Consider the following 16,420-nt stretch of genomic DNA (forward strand, 5'->3'; position numbering starts at 1 on the left):
GTGGACAACATCTCGGCACTGCTCGAGGGCTTCGCGATCGCCGCGCAGCCCCAGTACCTGATCTTCGCGTTCCTGGGCGTGCTGGTCGGCACCGCCGTCGGCGTGCTGCCCGGCATCGGCCCGGCCATGACGGTGGCGCTGCTGCTCCCGCTGACCTACACGCTCGACCCCACCGCGGCGCTGATCACCTTCGCCGGCATCTACTACGGCGGCATGTACGGCGGCTCGACCACGAGCATCCTGCTGAACACGCCGGGGGAGTCGGCCTCGATCGTCACCGCGCTCGAGGGCAACAAGATGGCGAAGATGGGGCGCGGAGCCGCGGCCCTCGCCACCGCGGCGCTCGGCTCGTTCGTGGCCGGCACCGTCGCCACGGTGCTGCTCACCCTCCTCGCCCCGACCATCGCGGCCTGGGCCGTGAACCTCGCTCCCGCCGACTACGTGGCGCTGATGGTCATCGCGTTCATCACCGTGGGCGCCCTGCTGGGCTCCTCCGTCTGGCGCGGACTCAGCTCGCTGGGCCTGGGCCTGTTCGTGGGCCTGGTGGGCACCGAGATCCTCTCGGGGCAGCAGCGCTACACGTTCGGCCTGCTGCCGCTGGCCGACGGCATCGACGTGGTGCTCGTGGCGGTCGGCCTCTTCGCGGTCGGCGAGACGCTCTACGTGGCGTCCCGGATGCGGCACGGCGGCATCCAGGTGATCCCCGTGACCCGCGGATGGCGCAGCTGGATGACCCGCGACGACTTCAAGCGCTCGTGGAAGCCGTGGCTGCGCGGCACCGCGATCGGCTTCCCGATCGGCACGATCCCGGCCGGCGGCGCGGATGTGGCGACGTTCCTGTCGTACGCGACCGAGCGCAAGCTCTCGAAGCACAAGCACGAGTTCGGCCGCGGGGCGATCGAGGGCGTGGCCGGTCCGGAGTCGGCGAACAACGCGGCGGCGGCGGGCGTGCTCGTGCCGCTGCTGACCCTGGGCCTGCCGACGACCGCGACCGCCGCGATCATCCTCTCGGCGTTCCAGAGCTACGGCATCCAGCCGGGACCGCAGCTGTTCACGAACCAGCCGGGCCTCGTGTGGGCGCTGATCGCGAGCCTCTACCTCGGCAACGTGATGCTGCTGGTGCTCAACCTGCCGCTGGTGGGCATGTGGGTGAAGCTGCTGCAGATCCCGCGTCCGTACCTCTACGCGGGCATCCTGACCTTCGCGGTGCTGGGCGCGTACGCCGTCAACTTCTCGACGGTCGACATCGTGATCCTGCTGGTCGTCGGAGTGGTGGGCTACTTCCTCCGCCGCTTCGGCTACCCCGTGGCGCCGCTGGTGATCGGGCTGATCCTCGGCCCGATGGCGGAGGCGCAGCTGCGCCGCGCGCTGCAGCTCTCGCAGGGCGACCTCACGGCGCTGGTCACCCGTCCGTTCGCGGCTTTCGCGTACCTCGCGCTGATCGTGATCATCGCGCTCGGCCTCTACCTCCGCTCGCGTCAGAGCCGGATGGAGCGGGCGATCGCCGCGGCGACGGTCGTCGACGAGTCGGTGCAGTCGGCGGTCGACACCGCCTACCGCCCGGGCGAGCGGCCGACCGACATCGACACGACGGGCGTGAACCAGGTGACGGGGACGACCGGGATCCGGACGGTGCCGAAGGAGTCGCGCCGGAAGAAGTAGCCCTCCGCTGGTCGAGCAGCCGCGGAGCGGCGTCTCGAGACCTGCCCCCACGAGACGTCCTCGGACCGTCGAGACAGCCCGCAGCAGCGGGACGTCTCGACGGCACGGGGACGTCTCGCTGTCAGTGCGAGGGCTGGAGGGGTGGATCTCGATACCTCCGCTGCGCGGCCTACTCGATCAGCAGGGTTCGCCGCGCTGGTCGAGCAGCTGCGCAGGGCCGCCCTCGCTGGTCGAGTAGCGCCGCAGGCGCGTATCGAGACCCACGTCCGACAGAACCTCGACCCCCCGCCCCGCACAGGATGCGAACGGTCGCGGAACGGCGCTCGCGGCCCTGGCCGGCCCCATTCAGGGACCACTCGCACCATCAGCGCTCACCGAGTCGACCCGGAACGGGGCCCGCGAAGGCGGCAGACCCCGTCCGGCGACCACTACCTCACGAGGCGCTCCTCTCTCTTCGGTCGAGCAGCCGCGCAGCGGCCCCCGCCCCTCGAGCGGCCGCGCACGGCGATGGCCGGGGACTCGCGATCGCGCGGCAGGTCGTCGAGCACGACTCCGGCACCATCGAGCTGCTCGACACCCCGGGCGGCGGGCTGACGGCGCGTCTCGCGTTGCGGCGGGCGGGGTGGGGTCGGGGCCCGCGGCCTCAGCGCCCGCGGCGCGGCGCCGCATCCGCGACGGTGCTCCCGCGCACGACGAGCTGCGGTCGCAGGACCTCGTGGCGGTGCTCGTGTCCGGCCGGGTCCGCGATCTCGTCGAGGAGGAGCTTCGTGGCGGCCGCGCCCATCGCCTCGCCGGGCTGCGCGAGGGTCGTGATCGGGACGATGCTGTCCCAGGCCGACCGGTTGTCGTCGTAGCCGGTCACGGCGATGCCCTCGGGGATCCGGAGATCCGGAGTGGCGAGGAGCGACTGCAGGATCCCGAGGGCCAGCAGGTCGGCGGCCGCGACCACGCCGTCCGGACGCTCACCCCCGCTCCGACCGGCGAGGGCGTGCCCGAACCGGCGGCCGTCCTCGACCTGCACCTCGGCGGTGAGGTCGAGCTCGAGCGAGACGGCGCCGTTCGTCTCGGCGATCGCGCGCTCGACCCCGCGGAGGCGGTCGCGCACCGGCACGGCGATGCCCGGGTCGCCGGCGAACGCGAGGCGGCGCCTGCCCAGGTCGATGAGGTGCCGGGCGGCGAGGTATCCGCCGTGCTCGTCGTCGGCGCTGACCGTGCAGGCGCCCTCGACGGCGGAGTCGTTGAGGAAGACCAGCCGGCGCCCGGGCGGCAGCTTCGCGACCGCCTCCTCGGCGGTTCCCGGAAGGGGCGCGAGCAGGATCCCCGCCACCTGCTCCTCGACGAACAGGTCGAGGTAGGTGCGCTGCTTCGCCGAGCGCATGTCGGTGTTGCCGAGCACCACGGTCATCCCGGCCGCCTCGGCGGCGTGTTCGGCCCCGCGGGTCATGTCGAGGAAGAAGGAGTTGCTGAGGTCGATGACCACGAAGCCGACGGTGCTGCTGGTTCCGGCGGCGAGGGCGCGGGCCGCGCGGTTGGGCACGAAGCCGAGCTCGTCGATCGCCTGCTGGACCTTCGCCCGCGTCGACGCCGAGACGAGGGCGGGCCGGTTGAGGACGTTCGAGACGGTGCCCAGCGCCACTCCGGCGCGACGCGCCACGTCCTCCATCCGGGGAGAGCCCTGCCGAGCGGGTGGGAGCCCGGTCATGGCGGTCCTCCGTCCTGCTGCGCGCCGTCGCCGCGGCGGCGCAGTCACGGTACCAGGGCCGGGCGCGACGACGGCCCCGGAGGATCTCCGGGGCCGTCGTCGCTCGAGGTCGCCTAGGGGATGCGGACGGTCGTCGACGTCGACGCGTCGACCGAGCCGCCGACCGACACGGTGTAGGTGCCGCGCGAGGCGACCCAGGAATCGCTCGTCGCGTCCCAGTACTGCAGGAGGCGGAGGTCCGCGACGTCCTTGGCCGACAGCGAGACCGTCACCGTCTTCGACTGCCCGGGCTCCAGCGCCACGCGCTCCCAGCCGACGAGCCGCTGCGCGGGCTCCCCGGTCGCGGCCGGCAGGGTGAGGTACGCCTGGGCGACCTCGGTGCCGGCGCGGTCGCCGCTGTTCGTGACGCGGAACGAGATGTCGATGCCGATGTCCTTGATGCCGTACTTCGCCTTCTTGTCGAAGGTGATCTTCGGCGACACCTTCGCCTTCGCGTAGTCGAAGCTCGTGTACGAGAGGCCGTGCCCGAACGCGAAGAGCGGATCGATGCCCTGGGACTCGTACCACTTGTAGCCGACCGCGAGACCCTCCGAGAACTCGACCTGGCGGACCTCCTGGCTGCCCTCGGGCCGCACGGTCGAACCGTCGGCGAAGACGCCGGGGTACCGCTCGGGCGACGTGCTGGTCGGGGTGTCGGCCAGCGACTTCGGGAACGTCATCGGCAGCTTGCCCGAGGGGTTCACGTCGCCGAAGAGGAGGCCGGCGAGAGCCGGTCCGACCTGCTCGCCGCCGTACCAGGCCTCGAAGACGCCCGAGACGCTGTCGATCCAGGGCATCTCGACGGCGCTGCCGGTGTTGAGGACCACGATCGTCGAGTCATTGGCGGAGGCCACCGTCTCGATCAGCTCGTCGCCCGCTCCGGCGAGGCGGAGGTCGGGGAGGTCGCTGAACTCGCCCATCCGCTGGTAGCCGAAGACGATCGCGACATCGGCCGCGGCGGCATCGGCGGCGGCGCTCGCCGGGTCGGTGCCGGGGTTGAAGACGACGGACGCGCCGGCCGCGGCCGCACGCTCGCGGATCGCGGTCTCGGGGGACACGAGGTCCTCGCAGTTCAGCGTGCCTGCGTTGTTGAAGCGCCAGGCCATGCTGCAGACCGAGGCGGCACTGACTCCGTCGGTGACGGTGCTGGACGCCGTGGCGCCGATCACGGCGATCGTCGCGCCCGGTGCGACGGCGAGCGGGAGCGCACCGTCGTTCTTCAGCAGCACCGTGCCCTGCTCCGCGAGCTCGCGGGCGATCGCCTTGTGCTCGGCGGTCGAGGCGTCCGCCACCGGAGTGGTCGGCACCGGGTTGTCGAAGAGCCCGGCCCGGACGTAGGACGAGATCACCCGCTTCGCGGCGTCGTCGATGTGCTTCTGGCTGATCTCACCCGCTGCGAGAGCCGCGTCGAGCAGGGCGGGCGTGTAGAACTTCGGCCGGTTGAGCTCCTGGTCGAGGCCGTTCACGAGCGAGGCGGCGGTCGAGTGGACCGCTCCGAAGTCCGAGACCACGTAGCCGTCGAACCCGAGGTCGCCCTTGAGGTTCGTGTTCAGCAGCGGGTTCTCGCAGGCGTAGACGCCGTTGATCCGGTTGTACGAGCACATGACGCTCTCGGGACTGCTCTTGCTGAGCGCGATCTCGAAGGGCAGTTCGTAGACCTGCTTCAGCGTGCGCTCGTCGATGTTCGACGAGCTGGTCTGCCGGTCGAGCTCCTGCTCGTTGGCGACGTAGTGCTTGAGGTCGGACATCACCGGCTTGTCGGGGTTCCCGTCCTCCGAGGCCGTTGACGGTGGCCGCGGTCAGCAGGCCGGTGAGGAGCGGATCCTCGCCGAAGTACTCGGGAGTGCGACCGGACAACGGGGTCCGGCCGCTCGCGAGACCCGGGCCGAGGACCGCGTTCTTCCCCTTGTCGAACGCCTCGGCGCCCTGTGCGGCGCCCTTCTGCTCAGCCAGTGCCGTGTTCCAGGTCGAGGCGACCGAGATCGGCGCGGGGAACGCAGTGACGCCCTCGGTGAAGCGGACGCCGTCCGGGCCGTCGGTGTACGTCACGAGCGGGGTGCACGGCAGCTGAGCCGGGTAGAGGACGCCCTGGAAGTCGGTCTGCTGCGGGCTGTTCGCCGGCTGCTCCACGAGCCAGCGGTACTTCTGGTGCTGCGTGCTCGCGGCGAGGAGGGCGTCGGCGCGCTGCTCCGGCGTCTTCGCCGCGTCCATCCAGGCGACCGTCGAGCAGTCGGCGGCGGCCGCGGGGGCGGGGAGTGGCACCTCCGAGAGCGGGTGCGGTCAAGGCGAGAGCAGTGGCCGCGACGACGGCCCACCGTCCTCGTCGGGTCGTCGGGGAGTCCTTCTTCAGATGCATGTGCTGGTCCTCGTCGTTGAGTCGGTGAAGACTGAAGCGCTTCAACCTGTGGGAACACTAAGGAGCGGAGGGGCGGGAGTCAATGCCCTGCCGGTGCGGGATCGGCCCCGGCCGGTCGAATGTGTCGAGAACCACCCCCAGGAGACGTCCTCGGACCGTCGAGACAGCCCGCAGCGGCGGGACGTCTCGACGGCACGGGGACGTCTCGTCGTCAGGGTGCAGGGGAGTCCGGGAGTGCGCGAAGGGCCTCGCGGATGACGGCGTCGTACTGCTCCCGGTCGAAGGTCACGGTCCGGACCCGACCGATGCCGGGCCTCCAGCCTGTGAACTCGTACGTCGCACCGAACCCGGCTCGCCGAGCCAGGCGGGCGAGCGCGGTGGAGGGAGGAGGCAGTGGCCGGTCGGTCTCCACCTCCCACTGCGCGTTCCTCCACTGGACGGTGCGCTCGCTCCGCACGAGCTCGGCGCCGTAGAGGACTCCACAGCTCGCATCGCCGCACGACGCACAGCACGCCACGGCGATGCGTCCGGGCAGCATGGACCCCTCGACCGACGGCTCTTCGCCCAGCAGCGAGAGGAGGAAGGCGGGCCACTCGGCCCACGGCGCCGAGTAGATGCCCGGGGGGCTCGGCGGATCCGCGTCGTCCGCGAAGGCACCCACCGGACGTCCATCGAGGGTCAGGTCGGGTTGCGGGGTCAAGTTCGCGGCGACGATCCCCAGCACCGTGAATTCGCTCATCCGGTCATCGTGGCACGAGCGATCGCTCGCTCATCGTGTGCGACGGAGGACTCCTGGGTGCCCGATCTCTCGGAGGAGTCGACCACCGGCGTCCGCGCCCGCCGGTCAGCTCGTCTCGGTCGCTGTGATCGAGAGTCGCGGGATCTCGCTGATCGACCAGTCGGGCTCGTCTACCGGTTCCGGCGCCGTCACGACCTTGTCGAACATGCGGGTGAGAGGACCGAGGTCCAACTGGTCGGAGCCTGCGCGCGCCGCGGCGTGGTTCTCCTCACCGTGGACGGCGGGCACGGCACGGGGACGTCTCTCCGTCAGTGGGTCCGATGGGAGGGGGTCACGCCTCGGCGCCGCGTCCTGCCGTCTCGCGACGGGATCGTGCCGGAGAGGAGACTCCCGTGCGGACTCGGTGCCCCGTCGCCGTCGACTCGACCGTGAACTGCCCTGTCGCCCGGACGAGTTCCGACAGCTTCGCGTAGCCCCAGTTGCGGGAGTCGAAGTCCGATCGCCACTTGCGCAGGAGCTGCCCCACGGCGCTGAGGCTCGCCCATCCGTCCTCGGACGACGCGGTGCTCACGCTGTTCCGGAGCCCCCTCGATGAGACGCGGGTCGTCTCGGGGTGACGACGTCACCGGCCGCTCCGGTATCGAGGCGACGGCGGTCACATCGCCGTCCATGACCTCGAGGACCTCGAGGTAGGTGAACTGGTCGCAGGCGTTGCGGAAGGACGTCGGCGTCTTGCGCTCCCCGAATCCGTAGACGGTGATCCCCTGCTCGCGGATCCGGGACGCGAGTCGGGTGAAGTCGCTGTCCGACGAGACGATGCAGAACCCCTGGAAGCGGCCCGTGTAGAGCAGGTCCATCGCGTCGATGATGAGCGCGCTGTCCGTCGAGTTCTTGCCCTTGGTGTGCGCGAACTGCTGCATGGGCTGGATGACGTGCTCGCTCGCCGCGGTCTTCCAGCTGGTGAGCTGCGTGCTCGTCCAGTCGCCGTAGACCCTCTTCACCGAGGCCGTGCCGAAGCGAGCGACCTCCGCGAGGACGGCTCCGATCCGGGACGGAGGGACGTTGTCGGCGTCGACGAGGACGGCGAGCAGATCGCTGGGGGTGCTCATGCCCCGAGCCTGGCAGGTCGTCTGACGGCGATCCGACCCCCCTTCCGGCGCTGGCGGGGATCGGTGGGGGGATCTCGATACGGCCGCTGCGCGGCCTACTCGATCAGCAGGGGCGATCGGGCTCGGGAGTGGATCCTGCTGGTCGAGCAGCCGCGCGTCGGCCGCGTCGCTGGTCGAGTGGCTGAGCAGCGGCACCCCTTGCTGATCGAGCGCGCGCAGCGGCGCCCCCTTGCAGGTCGAGCAGCGCCGCAGGCGCGGTATCGAGACCCGCGTGCCCGTTCGTCGGACCGTCGGCGTCAGCCCTCCGGAGGCTCCCATCCGTTGTCGCGGCAGGCGTCCGCGAAGGCGGCCGACGCGGTGGCGGAGCCGGCCTCGTCATCGGAGTCGAGCGCCGCCGTCATCGCGGCCGACGCGCTCCGGAGCTCCGCCGGATCCTCGCCCGTCAGCAGCTCCGCGATGGTCTCGACGCTGCGATCGCGCCGCTCCTCCAGCCGCCCCCGCTCACCCAGTCGGCGTGATGATTGCAGGCGTCGGTCGCGGATGCGGAGAGGCCGGGCGCACAGCCCGCCAGCGCGAGCACCAGAGCGCTCGCCACTCCGGCCCGCGCGCCGAGTCGCCCGAGACGGCGCGTTCTCGCGGCGTGTCGGGAGCCGTTCCGGGCAGCTGAGCGCGGACTCACGCCGGCAGCAGGCCGATGATCACCGACATCACGAGGATCGTCACGAGCTCGTGCGTGACGTTGAGGATCGTGAGCTTCGCGGGGCGGCCCTCGAAGGCGTCGTGGGTGATCATCCGGGCCGCGGTGAAGCCGACGAAGAGGAACAGGCCGGTGATCAGCGAGTTCGCGAACCAGCTGCCGCCGTAGAAGGCGTGCGCGATGTCGACGCAGCCGGCCAGGACCAGCGCGGTGACGAGGCTGACGACGAGCGTCACCAGGATCGGCACCACCGCGCTGCGGGTCCGCATGCTCTCGTCGGTGATGCCGGTGAGGCGCATCCAGAGCGTGCCGAAGACCTTCGGGGTGTACCAGACCGAGCCGACGATCATCGTCGAGAGGGTGGCGAGGGCGACGGCCCAGGGGTTGATGTCGGGGACCACGGCGGGCCTTCCTCGAGGGGGCGCCGCGGGGTCGGCGCGCGGCTCACACTAGCGGCGGGGTGCCGCGCCGACGAGGCCGGCTACGCCTCGATCGCGTGCGCCGTGCCGCTCACCGTGACGCCTCCGGAGGCGGGGACGTCGACGAGCAGAACGCTCGGCCGGCCGACGTGGCGGCCCTGGTGCACGACGACGCGCGCCGGAGGGGCGACGGCGCCGATCGCGCGCAGCCAGCCGCCGAGCGCGGCGGCCGCCGACCCGGTGGCGGGGTCCTCGGCCAGGGTGCCGACCGGGAAGAGGTTGCGGGTCTCGAACGCGCCGTCCGGCAGGGCGCGCGCGATCGTGATCGTGCCGCTCCAGCCGCGCGAGTCCATGAGCGCACGCATCGCCGCCGGTTCGAACGAGAACCCGTCGAAGACCGCGGCGCTCTCGAGCACGAGGATCGGATGCCGGTTGCCGGCGAACGCCTCGGCCGGCGCGAAGCGCGCGTCCAGCGCGGTGCGGTCCAGGGCCAGCAGTGCCAGGATCGCGTCCGTGTCGGCGTCCGGCAGGGGGACGACCCGGGGCTCGACGCTCGTGAAGGCGGCGAGCAGCGCGCCGTCCTCGACGCGGGTCGCGATCGCGACCTCGCCGACGGGGGTGTCGAAGACGAACGGGCCGGCTCCGTCCCGCTCCGCCAGCGCCACCGCGGTGGCGATCGTCGCGTGGCCGCAGAACGGCACCTCGGCGACGGGCGAGAAGTAGCGCATCCGGAACCGCCGCTCTCCGGTGCGCTCGGTCGCGAAGGCCGTCTCGGCGTACCCGACGTCGGCGGCGATCGCCTGCATCGCGGCGTCGTCGAGGGCGGAGGCGTCGAGCACGACGCCGGCGGGATTGCCGCCGTCGGGAGTCGCGGGGAAGGCGGCGAGGCGGAGGATCTCGGTCACGGGGTCCACCGTGGCCGATCCCGGGGCGCCGACGGTAGGGCCGATCCCGGATGCGCGGCCCGCGGGTTCCGATCCGTCGCGATCTGCCGCCGCCCATCGGCGCCGTCGACCGTCTTCGACTGGTCGACGCCCGGGCGGTCTCGGAGCCGTCAGCCCGTGAACCGAGCCGTCAGCCCGTGAACGGAGCCGTCAGCCCGTGAACGGAGCCGTCAGCCCGTGAACGGAGCCGTCAGCCCGTGAACACCGTGGAGGAGCGGCGCTCGTACCAGTGGGCGAGGTGCTCGCCGGCGCGCAGCACGTGCTCGCGCATGATGCCGGCCGCGCGGTCGTGGTCGCCCGCGACGAAGGCGTCGACGATCTCCTCGTGCTCGCGGAAGTTCTCTTCGCGGTGGCGCGAGTTCTCGCGCAGGACGAGGCCCGAGACGTTGCGCGGGAACGCGTCGTTGATCTCGACGAGCATCCGGCCGAGGCGGGTGTTGCCCGACGCCTGGTAGATCAGCCCGTGGAACTGGTCGTTGGCGCTGCCGTCGCGCTCGGTCGCGGTGCCGGCCGCTACCGCCAGCGAGCGCTCGTACATCGCGGCGTTGACGGAGCGCAGCTCGGCGATGGTCGCGTCGTCCAGCCGGTCGACGGCGCGGCGGGCGGCGAGGGACTCGAGCTCCGCGCGGACCTCGTACGCCTCCCGGACCTCCCACGGCACGGGCACGCGCACGACGGCTCCGCGGTTGGGGACGACCTCGATCAGCCCGCCGGTCTGCAGCTGGCGCAGCGCTTCGCGCACGGGGGTCCGGCTGATGCCGAACTGCGAGGCGAGGTCGGCCTGGCGCAGCGGGGCGCCGATGGGGATCTCGCCGGACATGATCTTGGCGCGGATGCGGGCCGCGAGATCGTCCACGAGTGCGTTGTCGCCCTGGGTGGTCACGTCGTGATCCCCTCTGATCGGACGGCCGCGAGCTCGGCCGGGATCCAATCATGACACTCGATGGATCCCTTCTCCGAGTCGTCGACGGCCTCGGAGCCCTCCGATGACGCGGTTCGTTGACCGGGTGGATCCGCAGCGCCTACGATTGGATCCAATCAGGAGCGATCATGCTCCTCTCGACCACGAGCAGGAGGCCGGTGTGACCGCACTGCTCGTCGTCGTCCTGCTCGCGGCGCTCGCGTCCCTCGCCCTGGGCGTCGCCGGTCGCCGGAGGATCGGCCGCACCTGGCTCGTCGCCGAGGTCGCGATGGTCGCGGCGATGCTCGACGTGCACGTTCCCGCCCTGCATCTCGTCCCCCCTCCGCTCTGGTCGCTCCTGCTGGCGGGATGCGCGGTGACCGCCGCCCTCGTCGACCGGATCCGCCGGAATCGCGGCACGGCCCGTCGCCACGCCACCGACGCCCTGCACGGCGTCGGCATGCTGCTCGCGGCGGGGCTCGTGCTGCTGTCGGCGGCACCCGTCGCCACGCCCGACGCGCACGCGCACTCCTCCCTCGCCCTGCCGCTCGCACTCGGGGTGGCCGCCTACTCCGTCGTCGCGGCGCGCACCGCCCTCGCCGACCGGACCGACCGCCTCGACACCGCCCGCCGCCTCGCCTCCCTCGCCGGGATCGTCGCGATGGGCGCGATGTCCGTCGCGTGACTCCGCCCGCCCCCACGCCCTCAATCCGAGAAGGACACGCCGCATGATCATCGACGCCTACAACACCACCCAGGACCGCCGCGGTCGCAGCGACTACCTCAGCGGAGTCCGCCCTGGCGAGCAGCCGCCGGCCTACACGCCGTTCGACCCGAAGCGGATCCTCGACCGGATGGACGCGGCGGGCGTGGACCGGGCGATGGTCTGCTCGCTCGCCCAGGGCATCGAGAACGACTTCCTGATCGACCTCGTCGCGGCCCACCCCGACCGGCTCTTCGGCTTCGGCCAGGTGATGCCGCAGTGGGAGAACGCGGTCGACGAGATCCGGCGCTTCGCCGCGGCGGGCCTGGTCGGGCTGAAGCTGCACCCGAGCCTGCACGGCTACCACGTGGCCGACCACGGTCTGCTCGATCCGCTCTTCGCCGTCTGCGAGGAGCTCGGACTGCCGGTGCTCATCAACGCCCTCGACGACGCGTTCTGCGCGCCCTTCGCCATCGAGGAGATCGCCAAGGGCTTCCCGGGAGTGCCGACGATCATCGCCCACATGGGAGCGGTGTGGAACGTCCCCGAGGCGATCATCGTCGCCGAGCGCAACCCGCACATCTACCTCGAGACGTCGGCGACGCTGATGTCGGACGTGAAGCGCGCCTACGCGCGGCTGGGCGCCGAGAAGATCCTGCTGGGCTCGGAGTGGCCCGGCAGCGATTTCGACCTCGAGCGGATGAAGATCGCCAAGGCGATCCCGGACGAGGCCGACCGCGCGCTGGTCGAGGGCGGCAACATGGCGCGGATCCTGGGCTGGTCGTGAGCGCCGACCGGCCGGTCCTCGACGGGCCGCCCGAGGCGATGGGCGAGGGCGACCGCGAGCTGCTGGCCATCGCGTCGGGGCTGCTCGACAGGCTCTACGCCGAGCGGATCCACGAGGTGGCGGCCGCCCTGCGCCTCGCGGACGGCCGCGTGGTCACAGGGCTGCACGTCGAGGCCGGCGCGGGGCGCGCCTCCGTCTGCGCGGAGTCGGCGGCACTGAGCGCCGCGGTCGTCGCCGGGTCCCCGATCGTCTCGATCGTGGGCGTGCTGCAGCGACCCGGAGGAGCAGGCACCTGATCGAGCCGTGCGGCGTCTGCGCCGAGCTGCTCGGCGACCACGCGGCCCGGGCGCGGGTGTGGGTGGCCGTGGGCGACGCCTTCGCGCCGGTGCCGGTCGCCGAGCTGCTGCCGTTCCGGCGCCGGCAGGCGGCGCGACCCGTCTGACCGGAGCGCCTCGCAGAGGCTCCTCCACATCCCGAACAAGCCGAGGTTTTACCTCGGTGAAACAGTGCCGACCCGCGCCGGAACGCTCCGGATCCGAGAATGACCGGGCGGACGAGGGCGGGTCACCACCCCGTTCCGCCGGAGTCGCGGGGGCACCCTCACCCGACTCCGCGCACCACCGGAAGGATCCACCCGCATGCTCGCCGTCTCCGGCACCCCCGTCCTCGTCGTCGTCGACATCCAAGGCGGTGCCGCTTCGACGGCGCCGACGCCCGGCATCCCCGTGATGAGCGGGAGGCAGGAGCGGGCGCCGCGCGTGCGCGATCTGATCGCCCACTGCCGGAGCAGTGGAGTGCCCGTGGTCTTCATCCAGGAGGTGCACAAGCGCGATCTCGTCGACATCGGTCGCGAGCTCGACGGGGCCGAGGGCCCGCACTGCCTCGAGGGTGATCCGGCGACGGAGCTGGCCTCGTGGCTCGAGCCGCGGCCCGAGGAGTTCGTGATCCGCAAGCGCCGCTACTCCGCCTTCTTCGGCACGGAGCTCGAGATCGTGCTGAAGGCCTACCGCGCCGGCACGCTGCTGCTGGTCGGCGGCCTCACCGACGTCTGCATCCACTACACGGCGGCCGATGCGCACCAGCACGACTACGCGGTGCGCGTGCTGACCGACTGCGTGGCGGGCTCGAGCGAGCGGGCGCACGACGCCGCGCTCGAGGCGATCCAGTACCTGCAGCGCGACGCGCTGGTCACGGCCGCCGACGTGCACGACTGGCTCGATGGCCGTGGCTGAGGCGCGGATCCTGATCGGCCGCATCCGCACGATGGATCCGGAGCGCCCGGTCGCCGAGGCGCTCCTGGTCGTCGGCGAGCGGATCGGAGCCGTCGGCTCGGTCGAGGAGGTCCGGGCGGCCGCTCCGGCCGGCGCCCGCGAGGAGGTGCTCGAGGGCGTGCTGCTCCCGGGCTTCATCGACGCGCACTCCCACGCTCAGCGAGCGGGACTGAAGGCGCTGCAGCTCCTCGACGAGGGGGCCGACGCGGCCGCCTTCTCGGCGGCGATGCTGGCCGACGCGGACGCCGATCCGGACGCTCCCGACTGGCTCGGCGGTACTCCGCCCACCCCCGCCGATCGGCGCGCGGCGCTGCTGCGCGTGCAGCCGCTCCTGCACGCGATGGGGATCACCGGAGTGATCGATCCCGCCGTCACGCTCGACGAGCTGGCCGCCTACCGCGAGGCGCACAGCCGGGGCGAGCTCAGCCTGCGGGTGGTGGCGATGCCCTGGCCGCAGCTCGGGTCGGACGCCGTGCCCGGGGTCGACGAGGCGCTCGCGGTGCTCGCGGGGATCGACGGAGTCACAAGCGACGGCGACGACCGGCTGCGCCTCGGGCCGATCAAGGTCTACTACGACGGCGAGGGCATGAAGGGGCAGGCGCTGCTCGAGGAGGCCTGGCCGGGCGGCGACCACGGCGTCCAGCGCCTGGCGACCGCGGAGTTCGCGCGGCTCGCCGCGGCCTGCGTCGCCGCGGGCTGGGGGCTGGGCGTGCACGCCGTCGGCAGCCGGGCGGTCGCCGAGGTGCTCGACGCGCTCGAGGACGCCGCACCCGCCGAGGTGCTCGAGCCGCTGCGCTGCCAGCTCATCCACGCGTACCTCGAGCCCCTCCGCCGCGAGCCTCGAGCGAGCCGCCAGCCTCGGCGTCGTCGCGTCCCTGCAGCCCTCCATCGCCTGGAGCAACGCCGCAGGCCTCGCCCGGCGGCTGGGGGAGCGGGTCGAGGAGGTCAATCCGATGCGGGCCTGGCACGACGCGGGCGCGGTGATCGCGATGGGCTCCGACGCCCCGTACTTCCCGTTCGATCCGCGGGCGCTCGTCGCGATGGCGGCGGGCAGGCGGATGCGCGGCCTCGTGAGGCCCGTGGGCGGCGCCCAGGCGCTCTCGGTGCAGGAGGCCGTGGAGGCCTGCACGCGCGGGGCCGCGCACGCCTCGTTCTCCGAGGCTTCTCGAGGCGTGCTCCGCACGGGGTTCCTCGCCGATCTGGTCGAGCTGGACGTCGATCCGCTCTCGTGCACGCCGGACGGGTTCGGCGCCGCGCGGGTGCTGCGGACGGAGGTCGGAGGCGTGCTCGTCCACTCGGTGTCTCGGCAGATGTAATCCAGACGAAACACAATTGGATGCGGTCCCGGTTACATTGGATCCAAGTTGAAGAGACGGGCCCTGCTCGTCCTGCCTCGACCCCGGCCGGCGGGCTCCGCCCGCAGCCCCCTGATCCGCCCCGACGCACCACCCGAATCCCCTGGAGGACAGCACCATGGTCAGGAAGAGCATGCTCGGCGGTGTCGCGCTCGCGGCGATCGCGAGTCTCGCGCTCAGCGCCTGCGGGACCTCGAGCGCCGAGCCCGACGCCGACGCTCCCGCGCCCGACACGATCAACGCGGAGCTCTGGTACGCGCCCGCCACCTTCGACCCCGCGAAGGCCTCGGCCGACGCCGACGTCACGGTCGCCCGACTCGGCTTCGACACCCTGCTCCGCCAGGGCGAGACCGAGGGCTACATCGGCGGTCTCGCCACCGAGTGGGAGTCGCTCTCGGCCTTGGACTACGTCTTCACCCTGCGCGACGACGCCACCTGCGCCGACGGCACTCCCATCACGCCGACCGTCGTCGCCGACTCCTTCGAGTACCTCACCGGCCTCGAGGACGCGGGAGCCCAGACCTGGAAGAACCAGGCGTTCGGCTCCGGAGACGCGACCTTCACCGCGGACGACGCCGCAGGGACGCTCACCGTCGCGCTCAGCGAGCCCTACTCCCAGCTGCTGGGCGGCATGACCCGCCCGGGCACCGGCATCATCTGCCCCGCCGGCCTCGCCGACCCCGAGGGCCTCGCCGCGGGCACGGTCGACGGAGCCTGGTCCGGTCCGTACACGCTCTCGGACCTCTCGGCCGGAGTCAGCGCGAGCTACACCCTGCGCGACGACTACGACGCCTGGCCCGCCTGGGAGGAAGTCGAGGGCGTCCCCGCGACGACCATCAACCTCACGGTGCAGTCCGACTCGAACACGAGCGCGAACCTGCTCGAGTCCGGCGGCGTCGACCTCGCCCGCTTCTACGACTCCAACGCGCTGCGCTTCGAGAGCGACGACGCATACACCACGGTGACCTTCGCCAGCTCGGCCTACAACCTCGTCTTCAACGAGGCGGCCGGCTCCGGATCGGTCTTCGAGGGGAACCAGGAGCTGCGCGAGGCCGTCGCCCAGGCCATCGACACCGAGGGCTTCAACGCCGCCGGCCTCGACGGTCTCGGAGTGCCGCAGTACACGGTCAACGCGGCGTCCTACCGCTGCGCCCTCGACGACGAGTCGCTGGTGCAGGAGTACGACCCCGCCGCGGCGGCGTCCGCGCTGACCGGGCAGAGCATCCGCCTGCTGATCATGTCGAACTGGGACCCGGCCGCCGACTTCCTCGCGGAGTCGCTGCGCGCCGCCGGAGCGACGGTCACGGTCTCGGCTCCCGACCCCGCCGACTGGACCAAGCAGATGCGCACCGAGCCCGGCACCTGGGACGTCGCGGTCGCGGCCGAGAACGCCGGCCCCGGTCTGATCCACACCTCCATCGCGCGCTACCTCGGCCCGACCTACGCCGAGGGCGGCACGAACGTGTCCTCGAGCGTCAACCCCGAGGGTGTCGCGCTCTACGACGCGGCGATGGCCGCGTCCGACCCCGACACGCAGTGCGAGAACCTGCTCGCGGCCCAGGAGACGATCCTCGAGCGCGCCGACATGACGCCGCTGATCACGGACACGCACCGCTACGTCGCCCGCTCCGGCTTCGCCACGTACGTGTTCTCGGGCTACTGGGACCCGTCGGCCATGCGCATCACGGCCTGATCCGACTCGGGACGCCCCGGCCGCCGTGCCGGGGCGTCCCTCC

Annotated in this window: 14 protein-coding genes and 3 pseudogenes; 8 read left to right on the plus strand and 9 right to left on the minus strand. The window is 72.2% G+C overall.

The annotated features are described in order from the left end of the window. The gene (locus AC0CID_RS13565) at positions 1-1,662 is read left to right on the plus strand and encodes a tripartite tricarboxylate transporter permease (RefSeq protein WP_465227202.1); all 1,662 of its coding nucleotides are present in this window, start codon (positions 1-3) and stop codon (positions 1,660-1,662) included. Between the two features lie 643 nt (positions 1,663-2,305). On the opposite strand, the gene AC0CID_RS13570 is transcribed toward AC0CID_RS13565, so the two are convergent. From AC0CID_RS13570 to AC0CID_RS13610, 9 genes and pseudogenes are all read right to left on the minus strand, one after another. After that, positions 2,306-3,364 carry a LacI family DNA-binding transcriptional regulator gene (locus AC0CID_RS13570; RefSeq protein WP_465227203.1) on the minus strand — a complete coding sequence of 353 codons (1,059 nt, stop codon included), beginning with the start codon at positions 3,362-3,364 and terminating at the stop codon, positions 2,306-2,308. Positions 3,365-3,477: 113 nt separating this feature from the next. Then, the gene (locus AC0CID_RS13575; RefSeq protein WP_465227204.1) at positions 3,478-5,151 is read right to left on the minus strand and encodes a glycoside hydrolase family 3 C-terminal domain-containing protein; all 1,674 of its coding nucleotides are present in this window, start codon (positions 5,149-5,151) and stop codon (positions 3,478-3,480) included. Between the two features lie 34 nt (positions 5,152-5,185). After that, positions 5,186-5,614, minus strand: a pseudogene (locus tag AC0CID_RS13580) (glycoside hydrolase family 3 N-terminal domain-containing protein); the annotation flags it as partial. A 356-nt stretch (positions 5,615-5,970) separates the two neighbouring features. Beyond that, complete coding sequence (locus tag AC0CID_RS13585; protein WP_465227205.1) at positions 5,971-6,498, minus strand: hypothetical protein; 528 nt, start codon at positions 6,496-6,498, stop codon at positions 5,971-5,973. Between the two features lie 105 nt (positions 6,499-6,603). Next, positions 6,604-6,786 (minus strand): hypothetical protein, encoded by a 183-nt coding sequence (locus AC0CID_RS13590; protein WP_465227206.1) that lies wholly within the window; start codon positions 6,784-6,786, stop codon positions 6,604-6,606. A gap of 20 nt (positions 6,787-6,806) precedes the next feature. Continuing rightward, on the minus strand, positions 6,807-7,607 hold the full coding sequence (locus AC0CID_RS13595) for an NYN domain-containing protein (RefSeq protein ID WP_465227207.1): 801 nt from the start codon (positions 7,605-7,607) through the stop codon (positions 6,807-6,809). 675 nt (positions 7,608-8,282) lie between these two features. Next, positions 8,283-8,705, minus strand: a complete 423-nt coding sequence (locus AC0CID_RS13600) for a DUF1761 domain-containing protein (RefSeq protein ID WP_055784746.1) — start codon at positions 8,703-8,705, stop codon at positions 8,283-8,285. Positions 8,706-8,785: 80 nt separating this feature from the next. Continuing rightward, a complete protein-coding gene (locus AC0CID_RS13605; RefSeq protein ID WP_465227208.1) occupies positions 8,786-9,628 on the minus strand; it encodes a PhzF family phenazine biosynthesis protein in 843 nt (280 codons plus the stop codon). A 229-nt stretch (positions 9,629-9,857) separates the two neighbouring features. Next, entirely contained in the window at positions 9,858-10,550 is a 693-nt protein-coding gene (locus tag AC0CID_RS13610; RefSeq protein WP_207403693.1) for a GntR family transcriptional regulator, read from the minus strand. A gap of 199 nt (positions 10,551-10,749) precedes the next feature. On the opposite strand from AC0CID_RS13610, the gene AC0CID_RS13615 reads away from it, so the two are divergent. The 7 genes and pseudogenes from AC0CID_RS13615 to AC0CID_RS13645 all read left to right on the plus strand — a co-directional run bounded on the left by AC0CID_RS13615 (position 10,750) and on the right by AC0CID_RS13645 (position 16,377). Continuing rightward, the gene (locus AC0CID_RS13615) at positions 10,750-11,253 is read left to right on the plus strand and encodes a hypothetical protein (RefSeq protein ID WP_465227209.1); all 504 of its coding nucleotides are present in this window, start codon (positions 10,750-10,752) and stop codon (positions 11,251-11,253) included. A gap of 43 nt (positions 11,254-11,296) precedes the next feature. Beyond that, positions 11,297-12,058 carry an amidohydrolase family protein gene (locus AC0CID_RS13620; protein ID WP_207403689.1) on the plus strand — a complete coding sequence of 254 codons (762 nt, stop codon included), beginning with the start codon at positions 11,297-11,299 and terminating at the stop codon, positions 12,056-12,058. Next, on the plus strand, positions 12,055-12,354 hold the full coding sequence (locus AC0CID_RS13625; RefSeq protein ID WP_465227210.1) for a cytidine/deoxycytidylate deaminase family protein: 300 nt from the start codon (positions 12,055-12,057) through the stop codon (positions 12,352-12,354). The genes AC0CID_RS13620 and AC0CID_RS13625 overlap by 4 nt, the downstream gene beginning before the upstream one ends. 342 nt (positions 12,355-12,696) lie before the next feature. Then, on the plus strand, positions 12,697-13,290 hold the full coding sequence (locus AC0CID_RS13630) for a cysteine hydrolase family protein (RefSeq protein WP_465227211.1): 594 nt from the start codon (positions 12,697-12,699) through the stop codon (positions 13,288-13,290). A gap of 379 nt (positions 13,291-13,669) precedes the next feature. Then, positions 13,670-14,089: pseudogene (locus tag AC0CID_RS13635) on the plus strand (amidohydrolase family protein); the annotation flags it as partial. A gap of 79 nt (positions 14,090-14,168) precedes the next feature. Beyond that, positions 14,169-14,645: pseudogene (locus tag AC0CID_RS13640) on the plus strand (amidohydrolase family protein); the annotation flags it as partial. A 157-nt stretch (positions 14,646-14,802) separates the two neighbouring features. Continuing rightward, complete coding sequence (locus tag AC0CID_RS13645) at positions 14,803-16,377, plus strand: ABC transporter substrate-binding protein (protein WP_465227212.1); 1,575 nt, start codon at positions 14,803-14,805, stop codon at positions 16,375-16,377. Positions 16,378-16,420: the final 43 nt, after the last annotated feature.

Source organism: Rathayibacter sp. AC451, from assembly GCF_979253095.1.

Coding starts and splice junctions, on each gene's coding strand:
- AC0CID_RS13575 (WP_465227204.1), bottom strand. CDS start 5,151: ATGTCCGACCTCAAGCACTACGTCGCCAACGAGCAGGAGCTCGACCGG.
- AC0CID_RS13630 (WP_465227211.1), top strand. CDS start 12,697: ATGCTCGCCGTCTCCGGCACCCCCGTCCTCGTCGTCGTCGACATCCAA.
- AC0CID_RS13595 (WP_465227207.1), bottom strand. CDS start 7,607: ATGAGCACCCCCAGCGATCTGCTCGCCGTCCTCGTCGACGCCGACAAC.
- AC0CID_RS13620 (WP_207403689.1), top strand. CDS start 11,297: ATGATCATCGACGCCTACAACACCACCCAGGACCGCCGCGGTCGCAGC.
- AC0CID_RS13645 (WP_465227212.1), top strand. CDS start 14,803: ATGGTCAGGAAGAGCATGCTCGGCGGTGTCGCGCTCGCGGCGATCGCG.
- AC0CID_RS13570 (WP_465227203.1), bottom strand. CDS start 3,364: ATGACCGGGCTCCCACCCGCTCGGCAGGGCTCTCCCCGGATGGAGGAC.
- AC0CID_RS13585 (WP_465227205.1), bottom strand. CDS start 6,498: ATGAGCGAATTCACGGTGCTGGGGATCGTCGCCGCGAACTTGACCCCG.